Here is a 25,440-nt window from a genome sequence, read left to right as displayed (position 1 = left end):
CCCGTCGGCGCCGGATTCCTCCCCGGGGTCGACCGGTCGCGACGAGTCGTCCCGTGAACCGGGGAGGCGCAGCGCACCCAGCCGGGATCGCAGACGACCCGGGGTGGATCCCTCGCTTCGCCCGTCGGATGCAGCCCCCGGGGTCTCGCCTCCGTTCGGCGCGTCGGATCTCGGCGCGGGGCGGGCCGAGGGGTCGAATCCCTCGGGCCGCTTCACGACCGGTCCCTGACGCCGGGGCTGGTCGGTCGAGTCACGCTCCGGTCTTTTCCGACACGGGATCGACGGGCGCGGCGCCCGCGTCGAGCGCGGCGAGCAGCTGCGGCACGATGCGGTACACATCGCCGCAGCCGAGCGTGATGACGAAGTCGCCGTCGCGGGCGACCTCGGCCGTGCGCACGGCGGCGGCCTGCCAGTCGGAGACGAAGTCGACCCGCGAGGGGTCGGCGAAGCGCTCGGAGACCAGCGCGCCCGTGACTCCCGGCTCGGGGTCCTCCCGCGCGCCGTAGACGTCGAGGACGATCGTGTGGTCGGCGAGCGACTCGTAGGTCTCGGCGAACTCTCCGGCCATCATGCGGGTGCGGCTGTAGAGGTGCGGCTGGTGCACGGCGATGAGCCGCCCGTCGCCCACGACGGACCGCGCCGCCTGCAGCGCCGCCGCCACCTCTGTCGGGTGGTGGGCGTAGTCGTCGTAGACGCTGACCCCGGCGACGGTGCCGTGCAGCTCGAAGCGGCGCTCCGTGCCACCGAAGGTCTCGAGTCCGGCGACCGCCGCCTCGGGGTCGACGCCGAGGCCGATCAGCACGGCGAAGGCACCCGCCGCGTTGACGGCGTTGTGCACCCCGGGCACCCTCAGCTGGACGGGGCGCTCGGTGCCGGCGTGATGCAGGGTGAACGACACCGGTCCGACCGTCGCGACGTCGCTCAGACGCACGTCGGCCCCGGCGTCGAGTCCGAAGGTGACGACGTTCGAGTGCTCGAGCGCGGCTCGGACCCGGCGGGCGCCGGGGTCGTCGCTGGAGATGACGACGAGTTCGGAAGCCGCACCGGCGAACTGCACGAAGGCCTCGTCGAACGCCTCATGCGAGCCGTAGTGGTCGAGGTGGTCGGCGTCGACGTTGGTGACGAGCGCGACGGAGGTGTCGTAGAGCAGGAACGAGCCGTCGGACTCGTCGGCCTCGACGACCACGAGCTCCTCCGTGCCGCCCCGAGCACTCACGCCGAGGGACTGGATGACTCCCCCGTTGACGAAGCTGGGGTCGCGGCCGGCCGCCAGGAGCGCGGTCACGATCATCCCGGTGGACGTCGTCTTGCCGTGCGCGCCGGCGACGGAGACCAGGCGCTGACCGCCGATCAGCCAGGCGAGCGCCTGCGAGCGGTGCAGCACGGGGAGCCCCTTCGCGAGGGCGGCCCGATACTCGGGATTGTCCTGCCAGAGCGCCCCGGTCACCACGAGGGTGTCGGCGTCGCCGAGATTGGCGGCGTCGTGGCCGATCGACACGGTGGCGCCGAGATCGCGCAGGGCCTGGACCCCGGGAGTGTCGCGGATGTCCGAGCCGGTCACCTCGTGCCCGGCCGCGAGGAACACCCGGGCGATGCCGCTCATGCCCGATCCGCCGATGCCGACGAAGTGGACGTGACCGAGTTCGGTCGGGATCTGCTGGCTGAGGTCGGGCTTGATCATGAGTTCTCGTCGTTCGTCGCGGGGGTTCTCGCCGGTGCGTCGGCGGTGGATCGGTCTCGAGGTCGCGCCGCGTCGACCACGAGGTCGACGGTGCGGTCGGTGCCGTCGAGGACTCCGACCGTCGACGCCTGCACCGCCATGTCGGCGATCCGCGAACGGTCGAGGAGCAGAGGCACGAGGGTCGAGGCGACCCACTCGGGTGTGAAGTCGGCGTCGACGACCAGCACCGCGCCTCCGGCCTGGACGACGTCGGTCGCGTTGTGGCGCTGCTCGCCGTTTCCGACCGGGTAGGGCACGAGCACGGAGGGCAGACCGAGGGCGGTGAGCTCGCTCACCGTCGCCGAGCCCGAACGGGACACGACGAAGTCGGCGGCGGACAGTGCGAGGTCCATGCGGTCGCAGTAGCGCAGGAGGTGGTGGTCGGGCAGGTCGCTCGGCCCCAGATCCGACTTCGCCCCGGTGATGTGGAGGATCTGCCAGCCGGCGCCGAGCACGGAGGCTGCGGCCGTCGACATGGTCTCGTTGATGCGCTTCGCACCGCTCGACCCCCCGGTGACCAGAAGCGTGGGCTTCGACTCGTCGAGCCCGAACTCGGCCACGGCCTCGGAGCGGCTGGCCCGACGGTCGAGGGTCTCGATCTCGTGGCGCAGCGGCATGCCCACCTGGCGGCCGTGACGGAGCGATGTCGAGCGGAAGACCGTTCCGACGTGCGAGGTCAGGTATGAGCCGAGGACGTTCGCGATGCCCGGCTTCGCATTGGCCTCGTGCACGACGAAGGGGACCTTCGATCGCCACGCCGCCACGTAGGCCGGGGCGGACGCGTACCCGCCGAATCCGACGACGACGTCGACGCGGTGTCGCCTGAGGAGCTCTCGAACACCCTGGACCGCCTGGACCAGCCGAGAAGGGAATCGCAGAGCGGCCGCCGAGGGTCGACGCGGGAACGGCAGACGGGGGACGGTCAGCAGCTCGTAGCCCCGGAGCGGGACGAGCCGCGCCTCGAGGCCCTCGGCCGTTCCGAGCACGAGCACGACGGCATCGGGCTCGCGGAGGCGGATGCGGTCGGCCACGGCCAGGAGCGGGTTCACATGCCCGGCGGTTCCTCCGCCGGCGAGAAGGTACGTCGTCACCGGAGAGACCCTACTCGTTGACGACCGACGGTCGGGCTCGGCTCCGACTCCTCCGGATACCGGGCGAACGAGAGGACGACGCCGATCGCCACCAGGGTGACGATCAGAGCGGACCCGCCCGCCGAGATCAACGGCAGGGGCACCCCGAGCACCGGCAGCAGGCCGAGCACGACGGCGATGTTGATGAGGGCCTGTCCGACGATCCAGGCCGCGATGGCCCCCGTGACGACGCGCACGAACGGGTCGCGCGTCTTGCGGATGATCTTGATGAACGCGATGGCCAGCACGACGAAGAGGGCCAGGACGACGACCGCGCCGATCAGGCCGAGCTCTTCGCCGAGCACGGCGAAGATGAAGTCGTTGTCCGCCTCGGGCAGCCACGACCACTTCGCCTTCGAGTTGCCGAGCCCGACCCCGAAGAGCCCGCCCGAGGCGAGCGCCCAGGTGCCGTGCAGGGACTGCCAGCAGATGCCCTGATAGGCGCTGTCGTCGCTGCAGCCGGCCATCCAGGCCGCGATCCGGTCGTTGCGCGACACCGATCCGAACGCGATCATCGGGACGACCACGGCCAGCAGGGCGATGGGGATGAGCAGGTAGCGGAGCTTGATGCCGGCGAACCAGACGGCCCCGAACACGAGCAGCAGCATGACCATGGTCGTACCGAGGTCTCCGCCGGCGACGACCAGGCCGACCGCGACGAGCACGACGGGCACCAGCGGGATGGCCAGGTGGCGCCAGTCGTCGAGGAGGTCGCGCTTGACGGCGAGGATCATGCCGAGCCAGATGGCGAGGGCGAGTTTGACGGCCTCGGACGGCTGAGCGGTGAACGAGCCGAGGTCGATCCAGTTGCGGTTGCCGCCGACCTCGATGCCGAGACCGGTGAAGACGAGCAGCTGGAGCACGAGGGTCGCGCCGAGGATCTGCCAGGCCCAGCGCTTCCAGAACCAGATGGGGACGCGCGAGACGATCAGCATCAGCGGGATGCCGACCGCGGCGTAGATCCCCTGGCGCACGAACGATCCGAAGAACGAGGTCTGACCGGAGGCGATGTACGACTCCACCGACGACGACGAGAGGACCATGACGAGACCCAGGACGACGAGGAACAGGGTCGTGCCGAGTATCACGAAGAACGAGCCGGTCTCGGCCGCGAACAGACGCTTCACCGCGACGACCGCCGCGGCGGGGCGCCCCGACGGGTCGGTCGAGTCGGTGTCGGCACCCGGATCGGTCGTCGGGCGGGAGCGGCGCCCGGTGAGGTCAGCCAAGCGGCGACGCGGGAGGCTGGACGGTGGATGGGCCATCGGCCGTGCCTCCCGAGTGGTCGTGGACGGCGGAGGAGAATGCCCTGCCGCGCGCGGTGTAGTCGCTGAACTGATCGAACGATGCCGCCGCCGGGGCCAGCAGGACGACATCGCCGGCCTGCGCGGCCTCGGCCGCCAGCCTCACGGCCGTCGGCATCACCTGCTCAGTGTCGGTCGCCTCGACCTCGAAGACGGGCATGTCGGGCGCGTGTCGCGCGAAGGCCTGGACGATGCCCAGCCGGTCGGTGCCGATCACGACCGCGGCACGGACCCGGTCGACGGACTCCTCGACGAGCGGTTCGACGTCGACGCCCTTGAACACGCCGCCGACGATCCACACGACCGACGGGAAGGCAGCAAGGGAGGCGCGCGCCGCATGCGGATTCGTCGCCTTCGAGTCGTCCACCCACGTGACGCCGTCGGCCTCGCCCACGACCTCCATCCGGTGGTGGTCGACCCGGAACCCCGCCAGCGCGGTCTTGATCGACACCGGGTCGACACCCGCGGCCCGGACGAGTGCGGCGGCCGCGAGCACGTCGGCGACGAGGTGATCGGCGCCGAGGCCGACCTCGTCGAGGGCCGTCGTCGTGGTCAGCTCGAGCGCGCTCGTCCGGCGGGCCGCCAGGAACGCACGGTCGACGAGGACTCCCCCGTCGTCGCCGGACACCACGCCGAAGTCGCTCGGACCGGGCGCCGACAGGCCGAAGCCGATCGCACGGCAGCCCTCGGCGACGTCGGCGTCTTCGACCATGCGCCGTGTGGCGTCGTCGGCCTTGTTGTAGACGCAGGCGCGGACGGCGTTCGAGTAGACCTTCGCCTTCGCGTCCCGGTAGGCGTCGGCTCCCCCGTGCCACTCGAGGTGGTCGTCCTCGAGATTCAGGCAGACGGCCGCGAGCGGCCGCAGCGCGCCGGGGCCGTCGAGCGGCAGGCTGTGCAGCTGGTGACTCGAGAGCTCGACGACGAACAGATCGTGACCCTCGGGGTCGCGCACCGCGTCGAGCACCGGCACGCCGATGTTCCCGACCGCAGCGGCCCGCCTGCCGTCGGCGACGGCCATCGCCGTCGCGAGCTGCGTGGTGGTCGTTTTGCCGTTGGTGCCGGTGACCAGGAGCCACTCGGCGACCCGCGAGGTCTTGTCGCGGACGCGCCACGCCAGCTCGACGTCGCCCCAGACGGCTGCCCCGCTCTCGTTCGCCCAGCGGACGAGCGGGTGGTGCGGCGCGAATCCCGGCGAGACGACGACGACCTCGGGGGCGAAGGCGACCAGCGCCTCCGGAGCGGTCGACATCTCGGGTTCGATCAGCAGCTCCGCCCCGATCAGGTCGAGGAGCTCGGCGCGATCGTCGTCGACGGCCGGCGCGAGCACCACGACGCGTGCGCCGAGCTCGGTCAGGGTGTCGGCCACCGAGAAGCCGGTGACCCCCAGCCCGAGGACGGCCACCCGGAGACCCGACCAGTCGGCGTGCCAGCTGTCGAGACCGAGGAGGCGCTGGGCGGGTCCGCCGTCGAGAGGTGCGTCGGTCATGAGGTGCGGGAGATCCATTCGAGGTAGAACACGCCGACGCCGGCGGCGACGAAGAGCCCGGCGATGATCCAGAACCGGACGACCACCGTGACCTCGGCCCAGCCCTTCAGCTCGAAGTGGTGATGCAGCGGACTCATCAGGAAGATCCGCTTGCCCTTGGTGAGCTTGAAGTACGCCCGCTGGAGGATGACCGAACCGGTGACGACGATGAACAGGCCGCCGATGAGCACGAGGAGCAGCTCGGTGCGGCTGAGGATCGCCAGGGCGGCGAGGGCGCCGCCGAGACCGAGCGACCCGGTGTCGCCGAGGAAGATCTGCGCCGGGGAGGTGTTCCACCACAGGAAGCCGATCAGACCGCCGCAGATGGCCGCGGCGACCACGGCGAGGTCGAGCGGGTTGGCGACCGTGTAGCAGGCGGATCGCGTCGTCTCGTCGAGGCGCGTGCTGAAGCACGACTGGTTGAACTGCCAGAAGCCGATGAAGATGTACGACGCGATGGCGAGGATGGAGGATCCGGTCGCCAGACCGTCGAGCCCGTCGGCGACGTTCACGCCGTTCGACGTGCTGACGGTGATCAGCACGACCCAGATCAGGAAGAGCCCACCGCCGATGATGCTGCCGAAGAACATGAAGTCGAGCCACGGGATGTCGCGGATCCCCGAGATCTTCGTCGACGCGGGCGTCAGACCGTTCTCGTTCGGGAACGAGAGGGCGAGGATCGCGAACACCGCGCCCACGACGACCTGACCGATGATCTTCGCCCAGCCGCCGAGACCGAGACTGCGCTGGTTGCGCACCTTCAGGAAGTCGTCGAGGAAGCCCACGGCCCCGAGACCCACCATGAGGAACAGCACGAGCAGACCGCTCGAGGTCAGCTCGTCCTGTGCGACGAGATGGCCGACGAAGTAGCCGATCACCGTGCCGAGGATGAGGACGATGCCGCCCATCGTGGCGGTGCCGCGCTTCGTGTGGTGCGACTGCGGACCGTCGTCGCGGATGAACTGGCCCCAGCCGAGACGGTGGAACAGCTTGATGAACAGAGGCGTCATCAGCAGCGTGAAGACGAGGGAGACGGCTCCCGCGATCAGGAGGGCGATCATGCGTCGACCCCCGCGAGACGGTCTCCGAGGAATCTGAGCCCCGCGGACTTGGACGACTTCACGAGCACGACGTCGCCGGTGCGGAGTCCGGGATGGAGGAGGTCGTACGCCTCGTCGATGGTGTCCACGAGCAGTGATTCTCCGTCCCAGGAGCCCTCGAGCCCGGCTGCCATGTGGATGTGCCGCGCGGCCTGACCGACCACGATCAGCTGCGAGATGTTGAGACGCACGACGAGGCGGCCGATGCGGTCGTGCTCGTCACGGGCGAATTCGCCCAGCTCGGCCATCTCGCCGAGGACGGCGATGGATCGGCCGTCGGTGGGCGTGATCTGGGCGAGGGTCTTGAGGGCGGCCGCGACGGAGTCGGGACTCGCGTTGTACGCGTCGTTCACGACGGCGACCCCGCCCGGTGCCTCGAAGAGCTCCATGCGCCAGCGCTCGGCTCGGGCCACGCCCTCGAGGACGGTGGCCGCCCGATCGAGATCGACACCCCACTCGCCCACGACGGTGAGCGCGGCCAGGGCGTTCATCACGTGATGCTCGCCGAGGATGCGCAGAGCGACACGGCGACGCAGGTCGCCGTGCTCGAAGACGAAGGTGGTGCCCCCGGCCGTGACGTCGACGTCGGATGCCCGGTAGTCGGCCGTCGGGCTCTGCCCGAAGGTGACCACGCGTGCCGCCGTGACGGACGCCATGCCGGCCACGCGTTCGTCGTCGGCGTTCAGCACGGCGGTGCCCGACTCGGGGAGGTCGGTCACCATCTCGGCCTTGGCTGCCCGAGTGCCCTCGATCCCGCCGAAGCCGCCCGCGTGAGCGAGCCCCACCTTGAGCACGACACCCGTGTCGGGGCGGGCGATGTCGACCAGACGGGCGATCTCACCCGGGCCGGCCGCGCCCATCTCGACCACGAGGTACTCGGTCGAGTCGTCGATGCGCAGCATCGAGATCGGTGCGCCGACGTGGTTGTTGAAGGACCCCTCGGGAGCGACCGTCGGAGCGATGTCCGACAGGATGGCGCGGAGCATGTTCTTCGTGCTCGTCTTGCCGTTCGAGCCGGTGATGCCGACGACCTTGAGTCGGCCGTGACGGCGCACGCGCTCGACGAGGGCAGCGGCCAGACGCGAGAGCGCCACGACGCCGTCGTCGACGACGATCGTCGGGACATCGGCCTCGACCGGCTGCTCGGCGACGACGAGCGCGGCCCCGTTGGAGACTGCGGCGTCGACGAAGAGGTGACCGTCGGTGACCTCTCCGCGCAGGGCGAAGAAGATCGACCCCGGGGTGACGAGACGCGAGTCCGTCTCGACGGAGCCGTCGAGGACGAGCCCGTCGACGACGGCGCCGCCGAGGGCTCCGCCGGTGATCTCGGCGATCTCGTGAGCGGTCAGCGCGATCATTCGGCCCACCCGGCCTCACGCAGGGCCGCACGGGCCTCATCGCGCGCCGAGTAGGGCGTGCGCTCACCCCGGATGTCGCGGTAGTCCTGGTGACCGGGGCCTGCCCAGAGGATCGAGTCACCCTCGCCCGCCAGTGCCACTGCGGCACGGATGGCGGCCTCGGGCGGACTCACCTCGTGGATCTCGTGCTCGGGGTAGGCCTCGCGCGCAGCGTCGACGAGCGTGCGTCGGATGGCTGCGGGGTCTTCGAACCGCGGGTGGTGATCGGTGACGACCAGGATGTCGGAACCGGCGGCTGCGACGCGGGCCATCTCGCCGCGCTTGGTGGTGTCGCGGTCGCCGTCCGCGCCGAAGAGCATGACGACCTTGCCGGTGGTGAAGCGCCGGACCGCGGCGAGGGTGGTCAGGAAGGCGTCGGGGCTGTGCCCGAAGTCGACGTACACGCTGGGCCCTCTGTCGCCGGAGACGCGCTCGGTGCGACCGGGCAGGTACGCGACGATGCCGCCCTCCGTCTCGAGCGCCTGGGCGATCGCCCCGAGCTCGAAGCCCGCCTCGACGAGCATGACGATCGCGAGCGCCGCGTTGGCGACCATGTGCCAGCCGATGAGCGGGACCCTCGTCACGAGCGACCGGTTCTCGGGGCCGGTCAGGCGGAACTCGGTGTAGGCCGCCTGCTCGTCGACGATCTCGACCGTCCAGTCCGCCTCGACGTCGGGCAGGACCGTGATCGTCGTCAGCGGGATGCGGGCGTTGTCGACGACGCGCTGACCGTAAGGCGAGTCGAGGGAGATGACGGCGCGCTTCGCCCGATCGGGTTGGAAGAGCGGCAGCTTCGCATGGAAGTACTCCTCCATGTCGGCGTAGTCGTCGAGGTGGTCGTGACTGAGGTTCGTGAATGCGGCCACGTCGAAGACCAGCCCGTCGACGCGATTGCGGCTGAGAGCCTGGGCGCTCACCTCGACGGCGACCGCACGGACCTCGCTTTCGCGCATCCGCGCGAGGAGGGCGTGCATCTCGCTCGCCTCGGGCGTGGTGAGTCGGCTGACGACCGTGAGGTCGCCGATGTGCCTCTCGGCGGTGCTGCTCAGACCGGTGACGAGCCCGAGCTGGCGGAGGATGCCCTCGAGCAGGTACGACGTCGAGGTCTTGCCGTTCGTGCCGGTGACGGCGAACAGCAGGGGTGAGCCCTCGCCGCCCGTGCGGTAGATCCAGGCGGACACGTCGCCGAGGGCGGCGCGCGGCGAGTCGACCAGCACGACGGGCAGGCCCGACTCGCGCGCGATGTCGAGACCGGCCTGGTCGGTGAGTAGAGCCACCGCACCGCCCTCACGGGCCTGGGCGGCGAACTCGGCACCGTGTCGGTGCGCGCCGGGCATGCCGACGTACAGGTCGCCGGGGTGGAGGTCCGCCGTGCTCAGCGTGACGCCCGTGACTTCGATGCCGTCGAGGGAGCCCTCGTGCTCGAGTCCGAACTCGCTGACCAGTTGGGCGAGGGACCTCGCCGACGGATGTTCCGGTCGGAGGACCGGGGGGATCCGGGCGTTCAATGAATCCTCTTCTCTCACCAGGTCTCGGCGATGTCCGGTGCCGGCTCCGTCGACGGAGGGACGCGGTACATCTCGAGGGCCTGGGACATGATCTTGTTGAAGGTCGGCGCCGCGGCGGCCGACGTCTTGATGGTACTGGGCTTCGTGAAGGTCACGACGACGACGAACTGCGGGTCTTCGGCGGGGGCGATGCCGGCGACCGACACGATGCGGTCCGAACCGTAGCCCGTGCCGTCCGACTTCGCCACTTCGGCGGTTCCGGTCTTGGCCGCGACGCGGTAGCCGGGGATGGTCAGGACGTCTTTGAGGTCGCCGTCGCTGACGACCTTCTCGAGCATGTTCACCGTCGTATCCGCCGCGTACGACGAGACGACCTGGGTGCCCTCGGCGCTCGGCGTCTGAGACACCGAGCCGTCGGGTGCCGTGCACTTCTGCACCAGGTTCACGGGAAGCCGCTGACCGTGGTTGGCGAGGGTCTGGAAGACGCTCGCCAGGTGCACGGCCGTGGTGGAGACGCCCTGCCCGAACATGGAGTTGATGCTGGTCTGCTGATCCCAGTCGGAGACGTTGCGGACGCCCTGCGTGGGCTCGCCGAGGAACCCCACGCCCGTGGGCTCGTTGAGCCCGAACTTCAGCATGTAGTCGTACCTGGCCTGCGCCGGCAGGTTCTCGCCGAGCAGCGAGATGCCGACGTTCGACGAGTCGCGGAGGATGCCGGTGAGCGTGAGGTTCTCGGTCGGGTGGAACACCGCGTCGTGGATCGAGCCACCCCAGGGGAAGCTGCGCGAGTAGGGCACCGTGGCCGGGCTCGTCGGGGTGGCCGTGCCGGAGTCGAGGAGCATGGCCGCGGTCATCGCCTTGAACGTGGACCCGGGCTCGTAGGAAGCGGTGAACGCCTTCGATCCGAGGTCATCCGCATCCGTACCGTCGACGTCGTTCGGGTCGACGGCCGGGTAGTCGGCCACGGCGAGGAGCGCGGCGGTGTCGGCCTTCATGACGACCGCCGTCGCCGACTCGGCCCCGATGGCCTGCGCCTGCTCGGCGAGCGACTGCTGCGTCATGTACTGGAGGTCCTTGTCGATCGACAGCGTGAGCGCACCGCCGGGGACGGCTGCCTTGTCGGTCACGGTGCTGCCGGGCAGCTGGACCCCGTCGGCGCCTCGTTCATAGATCTGGCTTCCGTCCGTGCCGGCCAGGCACTGGTCGGCGCTGAGCTCGAGGCCCGCCTGCGGACCGTCCGTGCCGATGAACCCGGTCAGGTTGCCGGCCACCGATCCGTTGGGATACGTCCGAGCCGACTGGCGCTCGTAGTAGAGGTAGGAGATGCCGCTGTTCTTCAGATCGCGGACGGCGCGGAAGGCGTCGACGTCGACCCCCTTGACGAGGTACGCGAAGTTCGCGGTGGGGTCTTTCGTGATGCTCTCGTACATCGCGTCGGCGTCGCCGCCGGTGATCTCGGCCACCTGGGCCATGACCTGCTCGACGGTGAGCGTCTTCTTCGTCTTCTCGCCGTCCGCGTCCTTCTCCGTGATCGTCCGCGTCTTGGCGAATGCCGGTGCCGCGGTGATGTTGTAACGCGTCACGCTGCCGGCGAGGACCGTGCCGTCGGAGGCCAGGATGTCGCCGCGATCTCCGTAGATGACCTGGCTGATCTCGCGCTTGTTCTGCGACTGGTCGTTCAGCTCGGCCGCCTGGACGAGCTGGATGTCGGCAAGTCGGACGACGAACACCCCGATCAGCGCGATCACGAGGGCCATGGCCAGGGTCGCTCGAAGCCGGCGGCTGCGGGGTGTTGCGTTCACGAAGGATTCCTCACCGCGGCGGGCCGTGCTGCCCCGACCGCTGTCGTCGTCCGGTGGCCCGGACGGGGATACCGCTAACGGGTCTGCGGAGCCGCCAGCTGATTCGGGTCAGACGCTACCGACTGCTCGGGCGATCCCTCGCTCGGCGCGCCCGCCACTGCGGAGTCGGTCGCCGACGCGGCCGACCCCGCGGAGGCGACCGTCGTGTCGGACGCCGAGGTGCCCGAGTCACCCGCGCCTGCGGCCGCGACGGACGGCGCGACCTCGGCCGGTGCGGCCTCGGTCGGTGCCGCCTTCTCGGGAGCGGTCGCCAGGGGGACGCCGTCGAGGAGGGTGTTGGGGATGAGATTGTCGGTGCCATCGGCCTCACCGTCGGCGGGTGACGGCTGACCGTGCACCACCCCGGTGGAGGGATCGAGGTAGACGGGGTTGGAGTTCCGCACCATCCCCAGCTCCTCGGCGTTGTTCGCAAGGTTCTGCGGAGACGACAGCACGTCGAGGCGCTCGGAGTACTTCTGCTGGTCACGCGTGAGCTCGGTCTGCGAGGCTTGGAGCGCCGAGATCTTGTAGGCCCCGTCGCTCAACGCGATGCTGATGGCCAGCTGCGCGAGGAGGAGGACGAAGAGGGCCGCCGTTGCGACGAGTGCGTAGGCGATCTTCGGCCGGGCCCGCCGTTGCGCGCGGCTGGCGACGATCTCGACCGGCCGAGCACGGGGGCCGGGAGCTGCGTCGACGAGGGGCGTCGGGTCGACGAGGGCGAACTGGCTGCTCATGCTGATCTCCGGATTCGTTCGGCTGCGCGGAGGCGCACGGGTTTGGCCCGGGGGTTCCGGTCGATCTCTTCCGCTGAGGCCAGTTCGGCTCCGCGGACGAGGAGTCGGAACTCGGGGCGGTGCTCGGGGAGCTCGACGGGCAGGCCCTGCGGCGCCGTCGAAGTCGTGCGGGCCGCCAGCTCGCGCTTGACGAAGCGGTCTTCGAGGGACTGGTAGGCGAGCACGACCATGCGGCCAGACTCCCCCAGCCGGTCGAGGGCGACGGGTACCGCCGCCTCGAGGGAGGCGAGCTCGCCGTTGACCTCGATCCGGAGGGCCTGGAAGACCCGCTTGGCAGGGTGACCGGCGCGTTGAAGGGCCATCGGCGTGGCGGCGACGAGGAGGTCGACCAGCTCGCCGCTGCGGGTCAGCGGCGAGTCGACGCGACCTTCGACGATGCGACGGGCGTAGCGGGGAGCCAGCTTCTCTTCGCCGTACTGGTAGAAGATGCGTCGGAGCTCGGACTCGGGGTACTCGGCGAGGATCGTCTCGGCCGTGACCTCGGACGTCGGGTCCATCCGCATGTCGAGCGGTGCGTCCTTCGAGTACGAGAAGCCGCGCTCGACCCGGTCGAGCTGCAACGACGACACCCCGAGGTCGAAGAGCACTCCGTCGACCGTGCCGATGCCCAGGCCGTCGAGCGCGTCGCCGATGCCGTCGTAGGTCGTGTGCACGAGCCTGGCGCGGTCGCCGAAGGGCCGCAGACGATCGCCGGCGATCTCGAGGGCCTGCGTGTCGCGGTCGAGGCCGACGACCGTCAGCTCGGGAAATCTCGCGAGCAGGGCCTCGGTGTGACCACCCATGCCGAGCGTGCAGTCGACGGCGACGGCGCCCGGTCGACCGAGCGACGGGGCGAGCAGCTCGAGCGTGCGGTCGAGGAGGACGGGGGTGTGGATCTGTTCTGCCATGGCGATGTCGGCTCGTGTTCTCAGGCCCTGATCCCCATCCGTCCCGACCTGGCACCGGGGAAGGTGCGCCAGGGCGGACGGCTGGGAGTCGGGGCCGAAGACCTAGAAGAGGCCGGGGATCACCTCCTCCGTGGTGTTGGCGAATGCGGCCTCTTGGGCCTCGTAGTAGGTGTTCCAGGCGTCGGTGGCCCAGATCTCGGCGCGGTTGCCGGCGCCGATGACGGTGAGCTCGCGCCCGAGACCGGCGTAGTCGCGCAGCTGAGCCGGGATGGTGACCCGGTTCTGCTTGTCGGGGATCTCGTCGCTGGCACCCGACAGGAACAGGCGCATGTAGTCGCGCCCCTCTTTGCTCGTGATGGGCGCCTGTCGGATCCGCGAGTGCATGTCCTCGAACTCGCGCTGCGAGAAGACGTACACGCAGCGCTCCTGACCGCGGGTCATGACGAGGCCGGAGGCCAGCTCGTCACGGAACTTCGCGGGAAGGATGATCCGGCCTTTCTCGTCGAGCTTGGGCGAGTAGGTGCCGAGGAACATGCGCCTCGCCCCCTCCCGCATCGCACCCGGTGGCGCCATGTACCTCCACTTTACTCCACAACCCACCACTCGACAACGAAAAGCCCCGTTCTGGGCACAGAAAAACCCCCTCGATCGCCGCTGTTCAGCGGATCGAGGGGGTGGAGGAAGAGGGAGCAGCAGGACTGCCGGAGGAGCGGGTCGACGAGCTGGAGCACGTCCCATCGCCGAAACGGCCGGTCTCAGAGCCCCGTGCACGCCGAAGGGGCCGGCCCGGAGGCCGACCCCTGAGATCGGTGGAGCGCTGTGGAGGAAGTCGGTTACCGACCACCGTCGCCGTCATTGCGGCGATCCCAGCGCTCGTTGAGGCGGTCCATCATGCTGGCCGACGACCTGCCGGACGCGGTCGTCCGAGTGCTCGACGACCGGGACGAGCTCGGCGGCGGCGGGACGGACGCGCCCTTCCGCTTCGGCGGGGCGATGGCGAAGAGCGCACCGGCCACGACGAGGACGAACCCGAGGACGCCGACGAGCGGCTGGCGCAGGATGACCCCGGCGACGATGACGGCGATGCCGAGCAGACCGCCCAGCACGCCGACGACGACCATCGTGTAGTTCGGTCGACCGCGGCCACTGCCGACGGCCGCCACGAAGTCGGAGTCGTTGCTGTAGAGGCTGCGCTCCATCTCGTCGAGGAGCCGCTGCTCCTGTTCGGAAAGTGGCATCTTGGTGTTCCCTTCGAGCACAGGCCCTACGACCTCGGGATCGACGCGTATGAGTAGCTGGCAGTGTATGCCTGAGTGCTGTCGCTAGGCTAGGCAGCGTGGCTGAGAGTACGCGGTTAGTGGACGTCGTTCAAGAGCGGATAGACCAGTTCCTCGAGCGGCAGCGGCCGGTGCTCCGCGCCATCGCTCCGGACCTCGATCCGTTCGCGGTCTTCTCCAACGATCTGCTGCGCGGCGGCAAGCGGTTCCGGGCGCTCTTCTGCTACTGGGGCTGGCAGTCCGTCGCCGGTCTCGACACGGGGTTCGACCCCATGGGCACGCCGCCCGACGCACGCTCCCTCGACGCCGTGATGGGCGCCTCCACGGGGCTCGAGTTCTTCCACGCCGCGGCGCTCGTCCACGACGACATCATGGACAACTCCGACACCCGGAGGGGCATGCCGTCCGCGCACCGCCGATTCGAACGACTGCACCGCGAGGGCTCGTGGCTCGGCGATCCCACCCCGTTCGGCACCTCCGGGGCTCTCCTGATGGGCGATCTGCTCCTGGCCTGGAGCGACGAGCTCATGTCCGAGGCGTTCGACGGGCTCGCCTCCCGCGACGCCGCTCGGGCGGCCAGGGCCGAGTTCAACCGCATGCGCACCGAGGTCACGGTCGGGCAGTACCTCGACATCCTCGAGGAGAACGCCTGGCGCACGGTCGACGACATCGACCTCCTCCCCCGGGCGCAGCGGGTGATCGTCTACAAATCGGCCAAGTACAGCGTCGAGGCGCCACTCACCATCGGCGCGGCGATGGCCGGGGGCTCCCCCGAGGCCCTCGAGTCGCTCCGTCACTTCGGCCTGCCGCTCGGAATCGCTTACCAGCTGAGAGACGACCTCCTCGGCGTCTTCGGCGACCCGGAGGTGACGGGCAAGCCCGCCGGTGACGACCTCAGAGAGGGCAAGCGCACCGTGCTGGTGGCCATGGCCCGGCGTTCTCTGCCCGCCGGTGCCGTCCGTCTGCTCGACGAGCTCCTCGGCGACCCCGAACTCGACGACGACCAGATCTCGATGCTCCAGGCGACCCTGCGCGACTCCGGCGCGGTCGACGCCGTCGAGCAGTCGATCAGCGACCAGGTCGAGCGGGCCACGCACGCCCTCGACCGCTCGGGGCTCGCGCCGTCGGCGCGCGCTCAGCTCACGCGCCTCGCCGACACGGTCACACGCCGGACGTCGTAGCGCACCGCGGGGGCGGCGACTCCGCAGTCGGCATCGTCGGCGGAGCGACCAGCGGCTGCGTCAGAGGAGACCCTGTGCGACGCGTCGGACCTCGGCCTTGCGACCGGCCCGGAGGGCCTCGATGGGACTGGTGGCAAGCGACTCCTCCGTCGACATCAGCCAGTCGAGGGTCTCCTCATCGCTGAACCCGTTGTCGTGCAGCACGGTGATCGTGCCCCGGAGATCGCTTCGCGGCTGCCCGTCCACATCGAGGAAGACCGACGGGGTCCGCAGCGCGCCAGCCACCTTGGCACCCACGAGGGCGTGGTCGTCGAAGAGGCGACGGACCCGACTGACGCTCATGCCCGTCTTCTCGACGAGGTCGGGCACCGCCAACCACTCGGTGTCGGAGAACCAGGACTGCGCAGAGAGATCGATCACCGGTCAACCTTGCCATGCCCGGCGGCGATGTGCCTCCTCACCAATGACACCGACCTCAGCAGCCACAGCAGTCACAGAAGTCACAGCAGTCACACCAGTCAACGGAGTCACAGCAGTCACGGTGATTGACTTGACACACCACCTGTGTCAACTTGATATCTTCGAGACACGCCGTCCGAATCAGGCCGACGGCGCGCTCGCCCCCCGAGACTCGAGGATCACCGCATGAACGACAGCCCGACGACGAGCGCCTTCGGCCGCATCGACACAGCCGGTGACGACCAGCGTGCGACCGGCAAGATCGCTCGCTCCATGCTCAACACCGTGCCGATCATGCTGGTCGGCTCCATGGCACTGGGCCTCGGTCTCACAGGACCGATCTCGTCGCTCGACGAGTCGGGCGACAAGGTGAAGAAGCCCCAGGCCGCTCCCAAGCCGGTGCTCCCCGCCATCGAGACGGCCGGGGCGACCGTCGTGGAGGAGGCCGTGGTCGAGCTCGCGTCGACCCGCGCCTCGGTCATCGCCCCCTCCTCGTACACGGTGAAGAAGGGCGACACGGTCGCGACGATCGCCGGGTCGTTCGGACTCAGCACCGCTTCCGTCCTGGCCCTCAACGGCCTCAGCTGGAAGTCGACGATCTTCCCCGGGCAGAAGCTGAGCCTGACGACCGCGGGGTCCGGTGCTCAGCCGACCCGCGCCTCCTCGGGAGCCGCCCGCAGCTACACGATCAAGCGGGGCGACACGCTCAGCTCGATCGCCGGGGCACACGGCGTCGGCACCTCGGCCCTCCTCGCGGCCAACGGCCTCGGCTGGTCGAGCATCATCTACCCCGGTCAGAAGCTCACCGTCCCGGGCGGCTCGACGCCGAGCACCGCCGCACCGCAGAAGACCGCGACACCTGCGCCGTCCACGTCGTCGGCGACCGGGTCGAAGTACACGATCAAGTCGGGCGACACGATCGGTCGCATCGCGTCGGCGACGGGCACGAGCGTCTCGGCGCTGCTGTCGGCGAACGGCCTGCGCATCACCAGCACCATCTACGCGGGCAAGACCCTCACGATCCCCGGTCGCGGCGCGACCTCGGCCCCCACCACCACGCCCGCCGCCACATCCGCCACTCCGAGGCCCGCCGGCACGTCCCTGAGCGCCGAGCAGGAGCGCAACGCCCGGGCGATCATCTCCGTCGGTCGTCAGATCGGCGCGAACGACCGCGCCATCGTGATCGCCCTCGCCGCCGCCGCACAGGAGTCGAGCCTCCGCAACATCGACCACGGCGACCGCGACTCGGTCGGGCTCTTCCAGCAGCGTCCGAGCACCGGGTGGGGCACCCGGGCGCAGCTGCTCGACCCGACGCACGCGACGAAGCTGTTCTTCGGCGGCGCGACCAACCCCAACAAGGGCTTCACCCGGGGCCTGCTCGACATCAAGGGATGGTCGTCCATGTCGCTGACGAGCGCGGCGCAGGCCGTCCAGATCTCGGGTCACCCGACCGCGTACGCCAAGTGGGAGTCGTCGGCCGCCTCCTGGCTGGCCGCTCTGGGCTAGGCCGCACGATCTCCCCGCCGGGCGACTTCGGCTCCGGCCGGTGATTCGGAGCGACCGGCGGCCCGTAGCACCGTAAAATCGGCGCCGTGAGCGTGAACCAGACTGACCCGATGATCGGCCGGCTCATCGACGATCGGTACCAGGTCCGTTCACGGATCGCGCGTGGCGGGATGGCCACCGTCTACCTCGCGACCGACCTCCGACTCGAGCGCCGCGTCGCGATCAAGATCATGCACGGCCACCTCGCCGACGACGCCTCGTTCAAGGAGCGCTTCATCCAGGAGGCGCGCTCGGCGGCACGCCTGGCGCACCCGAACGTCGTCAACGTCTTCGACCAGGGCCAGGACGACGACTCCGCCTACCTGGTGATGGAGTACCTGCCGGGCATCACCCTCCGGGAGCTGCTGCAGGACCACAAGGTCCTCACCCCCGAGCAGGCGATGGACATCATGGAAGCCGTGCTGGCAGGTCTCGCGGCCGCGCACCGCGCGGGCATCGTGCACCGCGACCTCAAGCCCGAGAACGTCCTGCTCGCCGACGATGGCCGCATCAAGATCGGCGACTTCGGGCTGGCCCGGGCGGCGACGGCCAACACGGCGACCGGGGCCGCCCTGCTCGGCACCATCGCCTATCTCTCGCCCGAACTCGTGACCCGGGGCATCGCCGACACGCGCAGCGACATCTACGCCCTCGGCATCATGCTCTACGAGATGCTGACGGGCGAGCAGCCGTACAAGGGCGACCAGCCCATGCAGATCGCCTACCAGCACGCCAACGACACCGTTCCGGCTCCCGGCATCGTGAACCCGTCGGTGCCCGTCGAACTGGACGAGCTCGTGCTCTGGGCCACGGCTCGCGACCCCGAGCACCGTCCCCGCGACGCGCGGGCGCTGCTCGACCAGCTGCTCGACGTCCAGCGCGCGCTGGCCGACCCCTCCGGTCCCCCGCCGAACCGCACGATGGTCCTCCCCTCCGCCGCGGCGACGGCGGTGCTGCCGGGCTTCTCGGCGGCGGGCGCGACGGGCGACACGGAGGTCGTGCCCAGAGCCCGCCACCGGACCGGACCGGTCGGCCCCGCCACCGAAGACGGCAACGCCGACCGCCTGCAGGCTCTCGCCGCCCGTCGACACCGGCGCGGGGCGATCTGGCTCGTCGTCGTGGTGGTGCTCGCGCTGCTCGCCGGCGGCGCGGGTTGGTACTTCGGCTCCGGCCCCGGCGCTCAGGCCCAGGTTCCCGATGTCTCGGGGCAGGACCCGGCGGCCGCCGCCGCGCAGCTCATCGACGAGGGCTTCACGGTGGCCCCCGACAACCGCAGCGACTTCTCCCCCGTGGTGCCGGCCGGCCAGGTCACCGCCACGGACCCGCAGGCGAGCACCGCCCTGCAGAAGGGGTCGACGGTGACCCTCGTGGTGTCGCAGGGCCCCCGGCAGATCGCGATCCCGGAGGTGCTCGGCGCCACCCTCGACGCGGCCCGGGCGGCTCTGTCCGACTTCTCCGTCGAGGAGCCCGTCCGCCAGTTCGACGCCAAAGACGAGGGGACAGTGATCGGCATCGCCGGCGTCGGCGGGGACGGGAACGCGGTCGGCCTGTCGGCTGGAGCCGAGTACGGCGAACAGCAGCCGATCACGCTGACCGTGTCGCTCGGCCCCGTGCCCGACGTCGTCGGCCAGACCCTGGAAGACGCCCAGTCCGAGCTGACCGGGGCCGGTCTCGTCGGCACGCAGTCGGGCAGCGAGTACAGCGGCGAGATGGAGGCCGGGTCGGTCATCCGCGCTCAGCCGACGGAGCAGGGTCCGGTCACACCCGGTGACACCATCGACCTGATCGTCTCGGACGGCCCGGCTCCGGTCACCGTCCCCGACGTCACCGGTCAGACCATCGACGACGCCACCGCGCAGCTCGAGGCCCTCGGCCTCTTCGCCGACTTCGACGACTGCCTCAACTTCACCTGCGCCTTCTACGACTGGAAGGCCTCGCTGCCCGTCACCGCCACCGACCCGGCACCCGGGAGCGTCGTGGCCGCAGGGTCGACGATCAGGCTCAGCTACCGGGTCGAGTGAGACTCCTCGGCGACGCGACCCGCGCCTCCTGAATCGACGACGGGCCCCTGCCGGGAATCGACAGGGGCCCGAGGCGACGAGGAGGTGCGGGTCAGTTCGCCGCGAGCTCCTCCGCCACGAGGAACGCCAGCTCGAGCGACTGCATGTGGTTGAGGCGCGGGTCGCAGAGCGACTCGTACCGCGTCGCCAAGGTGGCCTCGTCGATGTGCTCGGAGCCGCCGAGGCACTCCGTCACGTCGTCGCCGGTCAGCTCGATGTGGATGCCGCCCGGGTGCGTGCCCGCGGCGCGGTGCGCCTCGAAGAAGCCCTTGACCTCGTCCATGATCTCGTCGAAGCGACGGGTCTTGTAGCCCGTCGGCGTGGTGAGACCGTTGCCGTGCATCGGGTCGCTGACCCAGAGCGGAGTCGCATCGGCCCGCGTGATCGCCTCGAGCAGCGGCGGCAGGGCGTCGCGGATCTTCTTCGCCCCCATGCGGGTGATGAAGGTCAGACGACCGGGCTCGCGCTCGGGGTCGAGCTTGTCGATCAGGCGCATCATGTCGTCGGGGGTCGTGCTCGGCCCGAGCTTGACCCCGATCGGGTTGCGGACGCGCGACAGGAAGTCGACGTGGGCGCCGTCGAGGTCGCGGGTGCGCTCGCCGATCCAGACGAAGTGCGACGACAGGAGGTACGGGTCGCCCGTGCGGGAGTCGATCCGTGTCATGGGGCGCTCGTAGTCCATCAGCAGCCCCTCGTGGCTGGTGTAGAACTCGACGCGCTTGAGCTCGTCGAAGTCGGCCCCGGCGGCCTCCATGAACCGGATGGCCTTGTCGATCTCCTTCGCCAGGTGCTCGTACGCGGCGTTCGCGGGATTGGCCGCGAAGCCCCGGTTCCAGCTGTGGACCTGACGGAGATCGGCGAAGCCGCCCTGGGTGAAGGCTCGGATGAGGTTTATCGTCGACGCCGAGGTGTGGTAGCCCTTGACCAGTCGAGCCGGATCAGCCCGACGCGACTCGGGGGTGAAGTCGTAGCCGTTGACGATGTCGCCGCGGTAGGCCGGGAGGGTCACGCCGTCGCGCGTCTCGTCGTCGCTGGAGCGGGGCTTCGCGAACTGACCGGCCATCCGGCCCATCTTGATCACGGGCATCGAGGCGCCGTAGGTGAGGACGACCGCCATCTGGAGGATGGTCTTCACCCGGTCGCGGATCTGGTCGGCGGTGGCCCCTGCGAAGGTCTCGGCGCAGTCGCCCCCCTGGAGGAGGAACGCCTCGCCGCGAGCCGCCGAAGCGAGCCTGGACCGGAGGGTGTCTACCTCGCCCGCGAAGACGAGCGGCGGCAGGGTGGCGATCTCGGCGGAGGCCGCCTCGACCGCCGCGGCGTCGGGCCACGACGGCTGCTGCTTGATGGGAAGGGTGCGCCAATAGTCGAGACCCTCGACGACGTCGGTGTCGGACGTGGCGAACGGTTCTCTGGGCTGGGTCACGGTCTTCCTTGCGAGCGTAAGCGGGCTCGGGGTCGAACGACCCCGACGAGCGAGCCTACCGCGAAGACCCCGAGCGCTTCTCTTTGACGCTGGAGGCGTACACGTCGGCGTACTCCTGACCGCTCAGGGCGTTGAGCTCGTACATGATCTCGTCGGTGATGGAGCGGAGGATGAACCGGTCGCCCTCCATGCCCTCGAAGCGGCTGAAGTCCAGGGGCTCGCCGAAGACCACGCCGACCCGACGGATCTTGGGGATCTTCGTGCCCGTCTTCATGACCTTCTCGGTGTCGATCATCGCCACGGGGATGACGGGCACGTGGCCCTCGAGGATCATCCGGGCCACACCGGTGCGACCGCGGTAGAGGCGACCGTCGGGGCTGCGCGTGCCCTCGGGGTAGATGCCGAGCTGCTCGCCGCGGCTCAGCACCGAGAGACCGGTGGCCAACGACGCCTCCGACGCCTTGCCGCCCGAACGGTCGATGGACAGCTGACCCGTCGCCGTGAAGAACAGCCGCATGGCCCAGCCCTTGACGCCCTTGCCGGTGAAGTAGTCGCTCTTGGCGAGGAACGAGATGCGTCGGTCGAGGGCGATGGGCAGGAAGATCGAGTCGACGAACGAGAGGTGGTTGCTGGCGAAGATCACCGCGCCCGTCTCGGGCACGTGCTCGGCACCCCGGACCCAGGGCCGGAACACCGAGAGCACCAGGGGTGTCGCGATGAGTGTCTTCAGGAACCAGTAGAGCATCGATGCATCTCTCGTCGGACGATGGTGCGGTGGGCGGTTCCGATCGCGGAGCGACCGGTTCGGATCAGAGCCCGGTGGCGTGCAGCCGGGCGAGGTCGGCGGCGCCGACGACGCCGGCGTCGTTGACGAGCTCGGCGATGACGAAGTTGGGCTCGGGGTGATAGCCCCGCGCCGGGAGGTGCGCGAGGTACGCCTCGCGGACGGGAGCGAGCAGCAGCTCCCCCGACTGGGCGACGCCGCCGCCGAAGACGAAGACCTGGGGATCGAGGACGACGGACAGGGAGGCGGCGGCCTGACCCAGCCAGCCGCCCAGCTCGCGGAGCGCCTCGACCGCCCCCGGATCGCCCTCCTTGAGGAGCTCGCCGACGTCGTGACCGGTCAGCTCGCCCCGGGACTCGCGGACCGCTGCCAGAGCGGCGCCGGCACCGGGGCGGTCGGCGACCTCGCCGGCCATGCGGAGGAGCGCCCGGCCCGAGCCGTACTGCTCGATGCACCCGCGGGCACCGCAGCCGCACGGGAGTCCGTCGGGGACCACGCGCAGGTGACCGAGCTCGCCGCCCGTGCCGAAGCCACCGCGCAGGAGGCGGTCTTGAGCGACGATCGCCCCGCCGACGCCCGTGCCGATGGTGAGCATGGTCATGTCGCTCGCGAGTCGCCCTGCGCCGAAGCGGAACTCGGCCCAGCCTGCGGCGTTCGCGTCGTTGTCGATCGTGATGTGCAGGTCGAGGCGCTCGGACAGCAGCGCCCGGAGGGGCTCGTTCCGCCACGCGATGTTCGGCGTGTAGTAGACGGTCGACTGGGCCGCGTCGATGAATCCGGGGGCGGCCACGCCCGCGGCGACGACGTCGCCGTGCTCGGACTGCAGCGACGTGATCATCTCGACGACGGCGTCGACGATGGCCTTCGAGTCGCCCGCCGGCGTCGGCACCCGCCTCTCGGCGACGATCTCGCCCAGCTCGGTGACGACGCCACCCGCGATCTTCGTTCCACCGATGTCGATTCCGATTGCCTGCACGAGGATCGAGTCTATCCCCGGCCCCCGCTCGGCCAGGCATCCCGCTCCGACGGGCTCCCCGCTAGGGTGTGGGGACCATCGTTCGGTACCGAAGGAGCTGCCGTGAACGAACACACCGTCCCCCTCGCCCTGGAGCCCGACGTGAACGCCAACGCGACCGACCTCTTGATCGATCGCGCCGAGGCCACGCCCGACGCAGCACTGTTCGCCGTCCCCGACGGCGTCGGAGGCTGGTCGGACGTCACGGCCGCGGAGTTCCTCGCCCAGGTCCGCGCCCTCGCCAAGGGTCTGATCGCCTCGGGCATCCGCCCCGGCGACGCCGTCGGGCTCATGTGCCGGACCCGCTACGAGTGGACTCTCGTCGACTTCGCCACCTGGTTCGCCGGAGCCCTGCTCGTACCGGTGTACGAGACCTCGTCGCCTGCCCAGGTGCATTGGAACCTGAGCGACTCGGGGGCCGTCGCGCTCATCCTCGAGACGGCCGACCACTTCGCCCGTTTCGACGAGGTCCACCCCGAGCTGCCCGAGGTCGCCCACGTCTGGCAGATCGATCTCGGAGATCTCGACAAGCTCGCGGCCGCAGGAGTCGACGTCGCCGACGACGAGCTCGAGCGCCGCCGGTCCGCCGCCGGGCCGAGCGATCTCGCGACCATCATCTACACCTCCGGCACCACCGGGCGGCCGCGGGGCTGCATGCTCACGCACGCGAACTTCGTCGAGACGAGCCGCAACGCCGCGCACGCCATGTCCGACGTCGTCGCACCGGGGTCGTCGACGCTCCTCTTCATCACCACCGCGCACGTCTTCGCGCGCTTCATCGCCGTGATGTCCGTCCATGCCGGTGTCAGGGTCGGTCACCAGGCTGACACGAAGCAGCTGCTGCCGTCTCTCGCGTCGTTCAAGCCGTCGTTCCTGCTGGCGGTCCCCCGCGTGTTCGAGAAGGTCTACAACTCCGCCGAGCAGAAGGCCGAGGCCGGCGGCAAGGGCGCCATCTTCCGTCGTGCCGTCGCGGTCGCCATCGCCCACAGCAAGGCGCTCGACGAGGGCGCCGTGCCCCTGGGGCTGAAGCTGCGCTTCGCCCTGTTCGACCGACTCGTCTACAGCAAGCTGAAGAAGGCCATGGGCGGGAACATCCGGTACGCCGTGTCGGGCTCCGCGCCGCTCGGCACGAGGCTCGGACACTTCTTCCGCAGTCTCGACATCCGGATCCTCGAGGGGTACGGACTCACCGAGACCACCGCGCCGGCATCGGTCAATCTCGTCTCGAAGTTCAAGATCGGCACGGTCGGCCCCGCGCTGCCCGGCGTCTCGATCCGCACGGACGACGACGGTGAGATCTCCGTGAAGGGCGAGAACGTCTTCGCCGGCTACTGGAACGACCCCGAAGGCACTGCCGAGGTCCTGTCGGACGGCTGGTTCCGCACCGGGGACCTCGGCTCCCTCGACGCCGACGGCTATCTCACGATCACCGGCCGCAAGAAGGAGATCATCGTGACGGCCGGTGGCAAGAACGTCGCACCGGCCGTGCTCGAGGACCCTATTCGCGCCAACCCCCTCGTCGCTCAGGTCGTCGTGGTCGGAGACCAGAAGCCGTTCATCTCGGCGCTGGTGACGCTCGACACCGAGATGCTGCCCGTGTGGTTGAACAACGCCGGTGAGGCCGCCGACATGCCGCTCGCCGAGGCGGCGGAGCATCCCGCCGTGATCGCGGAGATCCAACGGGCCGTCGACGAGGCGAACACCGCGGTCTCCCGCGCCGAGTCGATCCGCAAGTTCATCGTGCTCCCCACCGAGTTCACGGAGCAGAGCGGCCATCTGACGCCGAAGATGAGCATCAAGCGCGCCGTCATCGTCAAGGACTTCGCGCCGCAGATCGCGGACCTCTACACGGTGTACCCCAGCACCGACTCGGTGCGGACGGTCACCGAGCCGAAGCGCTGAGTCGGGCGCCCGGTCGTCGATCAGGCTCTCCACCAGTCGCTCATGCGGATCTCCCGCAGAGCCTCGCGTCGCGTGGCCGGCTCGAGGGTCATGACGTAGAGCGTGCCGTCCAGGTGATCCGTCTCGTGCTGCAGGGCCTGGGCCATCAAACCGGTGCCCTCGAGCACGACCGGCTCGCCGTCGAGGTCCACGCCCTCGACCCGGGCGTACGACCAGCGCGGAGTCGGGAACCAGAACCCGGGCACCGAGAGGCACCCCTCGTCGACGAGCTCGCGCTCACCCGACGTCTCGACCAGCACGGGGTTCAGCACGTAGCCGACGTCGCCGTCGACGTTGTAGCTGAACGCCCGGAGGTTGACGCCGATCTGCGCCGCCGCCACACCGGCACGGCCCGGCTCGCGGACGGTGTCGAGCAGGTCTGCGACGAGCGACGCGAGCCGCGGGTCGCCGATCGTCACGGGATCGGAGGGCGACCGGAGGACCGGGTCGCCGAACAGACGGATGGATCTCACGCTCACGGCGTGCACCTCCAAGGTGGGAGTGGCAGGGGAATCGAGGTCGCCGACGTGGCTTTTAGGTGCTTCAACA

Annotated in this window: 21 protein-coding genes; 4 read left to right on the top strand and 17 right to left on the bottom strand. The window is 70.0% G+C overall.

Annotated features, from left to right (window positions below; genetic code table 11):
* Positions 1-250: 250 nt before the first annotated feature.
* The 12 genes from murC to SOM13_RS02905 all read right to left on the bottom strand — a co-directional run bounded on the left by murC (position 251) and on the right by SOM13_RS02905 (position 14,444).
* Positions 251-1,681: a UDP-N-acetylmuramate--L-alanine ligase gene (murC, locus tag SOM13_RS02960; RefSeq protein WP_192060444.1), complete on the bottom strand. Its 1,431-nt coding sequence runs from the start codon at positions 1,679-1,681 to the stop codon at positions 251-253.
* On the bottom strand, positions 1,678-2,811 hold the full coding sequence (locus SOM13_RS02955) for a UDP-N-acetylglucosamine--N-acetylmuramyl-(pentapeptide) pyrophosphoryl-undecaprenol N-acetylglucosamine transferase (RefSeq protein WP_320477236.1): 1,134 nt from the start codon (positions 2,809-2,811) through the stop codon (positions 1,678-1,680). Before SOM13_RS02955 ends, murC begins: the two co-directional genes overlap by 4 nt.
* Positions 2,808-4,079: a putative lipid II flippase FtsW gene (gene ftsW / locus SOM13_RS02950; protein ID WP_243213977.1), complete on the bottom strand. Its 1,272-nt coding sequence runs from the start codon at positions 4,077-4,079 to the stop codon at positions 2,808-2,810. Before ftsW ends, SOM13_RS02955 begins: the two co-directional genes overlap by 4 nt.
* Entirely contained in the window at positions 4,072-5,640 is a 1,569-nt protein-coding gene (murD, locus tag SOM13_RS02945) for a UDP-N-acetylmuramoyl-L-alanine--D-glutamate ligase (protein ID WP_320478878.1), read from the bottom strand. The genes ftsW and murD overlap by 8 nt, the downstream gene beginning before the upstream one ends.
* Positions 5,637-6,740 carry a phospho-N-acetylmuramoyl-pentapeptide-transferase gene (mraY, locus tag SOM13_RS02940; RefSeq protein WP_192060448.1) on the bottom strand — a complete coding sequence of 368 codons (1,104 nt, stop codon included), beginning with the start codon at positions 6,738-6,740 and terminating at the stop codon, positions 5,637-5,639. Before mraY ends, murD begins: the two co-directional genes overlap by 4 nt.
* Positions 6,737-8,137: a UDP-N-acetylmuramoyl-tripeptide--D-alanyl-D-alanine ligase gene (locus tag SOM13_RS02935; RefSeq protein ID WP_320478877.1), complete on the bottom strand. Its 1,401-nt coding sequence runs from the start codon at positions 8,135-8,137 to the stop codon at positions 6,737-6,739. Before SOM13_RS02935 ends, mraY begins: the two co-directional genes overlap by 4 nt.
* Positions 8,134-9,684 (bottom strand): Mur ligase family protein, encoded by a 1,551-nt coding sequence (locus SOM13_RS02930; RefSeq protein ID WP_192060450.1) that lies wholly within the window; start codon positions 9,682-9,684, stop codon positions 8,134-8,136. The genes SOM13_RS02935 and SOM13_RS02930 overlap by 4 nt, the downstream gene beginning before the upstream one ends.
* A 14-nt stretch (positions 9,685-9,698) precedes the next feature.
* Positions 9,699-11,486: a penicillin-binding protein 2 gene (locus SOM13_RS02925; RefSeq protein ID WP_320478876.1), complete on the bottom strand. Its 1,788-nt coding sequence runs from the start codon at positions 11,484-11,486 to the stop codon at positions 9,699-9,701.
* Positions 11,487-11,560: 74 nt separating this feature from the next.
* Positions 11,561-12,259 (bottom strand): hypothetical protein, encoded by a 699-nt coding sequence (locus tag SOM13_RS02920; RefSeq protein WP_243213973.1) that lies wholly within the window; start codon positions 12,257-12,259, stop codon positions 11,561-11,563.
* A complete protein-coding gene (gene rsmH / locus SOM13_RS02915; RefSeq protein ID WP_192060452.1) occupies positions 12,256-13,206 on the bottom strand; it encodes a 16S rRNA (cytosine(1402)-N(4))-methyltransferase RsmH in 951 nt (316 codons plus the stop codon). Before rsmH ends, SOM13_RS02920 begins: the two co-directional genes overlap by 4 nt.
* A 102-nt stretch (positions 13,207-13,308) precedes the next feature.
* Positions 13,309-13,740 carry a division/cell wall cluster transcriptional repressor MraZ gene (gene mraZ, locus SOM13_RS02910; protein WP_192060453.1) on the bottom strand — a complete coding sequence of 144 codons (432 nt, stop codon included), beginning with the start codon at positions 13,738-13,740 and terminating at the stop codon, positions 13,309-13,311.
* A gap of 299 nt (positions 13,741-14,039) precedes the next feature.
* Positions 14,040-14,444 carry a DUF3040 domain-containing protein gene (locus SOM13_RS02905; RefSeq protein WP_192060454.1) on the bottom strand — a complete coding sequence of 135 codons (405 nt, stop codon included), beginning with the start codon at positions 14,442-14,444 and terminating at the stop codon, positions 14,040-14,042.
* A 98-nt stretch (positions 14,445-14,542) separates the two neighbouring features.
* On the opposite strand from SOM13_RS02905, the gene SOM13_RS02900 reads away from it, so the two are divergent.
* Positions 14,543-15,664, top strand: a complete 1,122-nt coding sequence (locus SOM13_RS02900) for a polyprenyl synthetase family protein (RefSeq protein WP_243213972.1) — start codon at positions 14,543-14,545, stop codon at positions 15,662-15,664.
* 60 nt (positions 15,665-15,724) lie between these two features.
* On the opposite strand, the gene SOM13_RS02895 is transcribed toward SOM13_RS02900, so the two are convergent.
* A complete protein-coding gene (locus SOM13_RS02895) occupies positions 15,725-16,084 on the bottom strand; it encodes an Rv2175c family DNA-binding protein (RefSeq protein WP_341850017.1) in 360 nt (119 codons plus the stop codon).
* A 225-nt stretch (positions 16,085-16,309) separates the two neighbouring features.
* On the opposite strand from SOM13_RS02895, the gene SOM13_RS02890 reads away from it, so the two are divergent.
* Both SOM13_RS02890 and pknB read left to right on the top strand, forming a co-directional pair.
* Complete coding sequence (locus SOM13_RS02890; RefSeq protein ID WP_320478875.1) at positions 16,310-17,629, top strand: muramidase family protein; 1,320 nt, start codon at positions 16,310-16,312, stop codon at positions 17,627-17,629.
* Positions 17,630-17,715: 86 nt separating this feature from the next.
* Complete coding sequence (gene pknB, locus SOM13_RS02885) at positions 17,716-19,689, top strand: Stk1 family PASTA domain-containing Ser/Thr kinase (protein WP_192060456.1); 1,974 nt, start codon at positions 17,716-17,718, stop codon at positions 19,687-19,689.
* 91 nt (positions 19,690-19,780) lie between these two features.
* On the opposite strand, the gene SOM13_RS02880 is transcribed toward pknB, so the two are convergent.
* The 3 genes from SOM13_RS02880 to SOM13_RS02870 all read right to left on the bottom strand — a co-directional run bounded on the left by SOM13_RS02880 (position 19,781) and on the right by SOM13_RS02870 (position 22,911).
* Positions 19,781-21,151: a class II 3-deoxy-7-phosphoheptulonate synthase gene (locus SOM13_RS02880; protein ID WP_192060457.1), complete on the bottom strand. Its 1,371-nt coding sequence runs from the start codon at positions 21,149-21,151 to the stop codon at positions 19,781-19,783.
* 55 nt (positions 21,152-21,206) lie between these two features.
* Positions 21,207-21,896, bottom strand: coding sequence for a lysophospholipid acyltransferase family protein (locus SOM13_RS02875; RefSeq protein WP_192060458.1), 690 nt, complete (start codon positions 21,894-21,896; stop codon positions 21,207-21,209).
* Between the two features lie 64 nt (positions 21,897-21,960).
* Positions 21,961-22,911 carry an ROK family glucokinase gene (locus SOM13_RS02870; RefSeq protein WP_320478874.1) on the bottom strand — a complete coding sequence of 317 codons (951 nt, stop codon included), beginning with the start codon at positions 22,909-22,911 and terminating at the stop codon, positions 21,961-21,963.
* 102 nt (positions 22,912-23,013) lie between these two features.
* Between SOM13_RS02870 and SOM13_RS02865 the strand changes: the two genes are divergently transcribed.
* Positions 23,014-24,852: an AMP-dependent synthetase/ligase gene (locus tag SOM13_RS02865; RefSeq protein ID WP_192060460.1), complete on the top strand. Its 1,839-nt coding sequence runs from the start codon at positions 23,014-23,016 to the stop codon at positions 24,850-24,852.
* A gap of 20 nt (positions 24,853-24,872) precedes the next feature.
* On the opposite strand, the gene SOM13_RS02860 is transcribed toward SOM13_RS02865, so the two are convergent.
* Complete coding sequence (locus SOM13_RS02860; RefSeq protein WP_192060461.1) at positions 24,873-25,370, bottom strand: peptide deformylase; 498 nt, start codon at positions 25,368-25,370, stop codon at positions 24,873-24,875.
* Positions 25,371-25,440 lie beyond the last annotated feature (70 nt).

The sequence above is a fragment of the Frigoribacterium sp. CFBP9030 genome (genome assembly GCF_034045195.1).
Taxonomy (GTDB): Bacteria; Actinomycetota; Actinomycetes; order Actinomycetales; family Microbacteriaceae; genus Frigoribacterium.
This window is presented reverse-complemented; position numbering and strand designations above follow the sequence as displayed.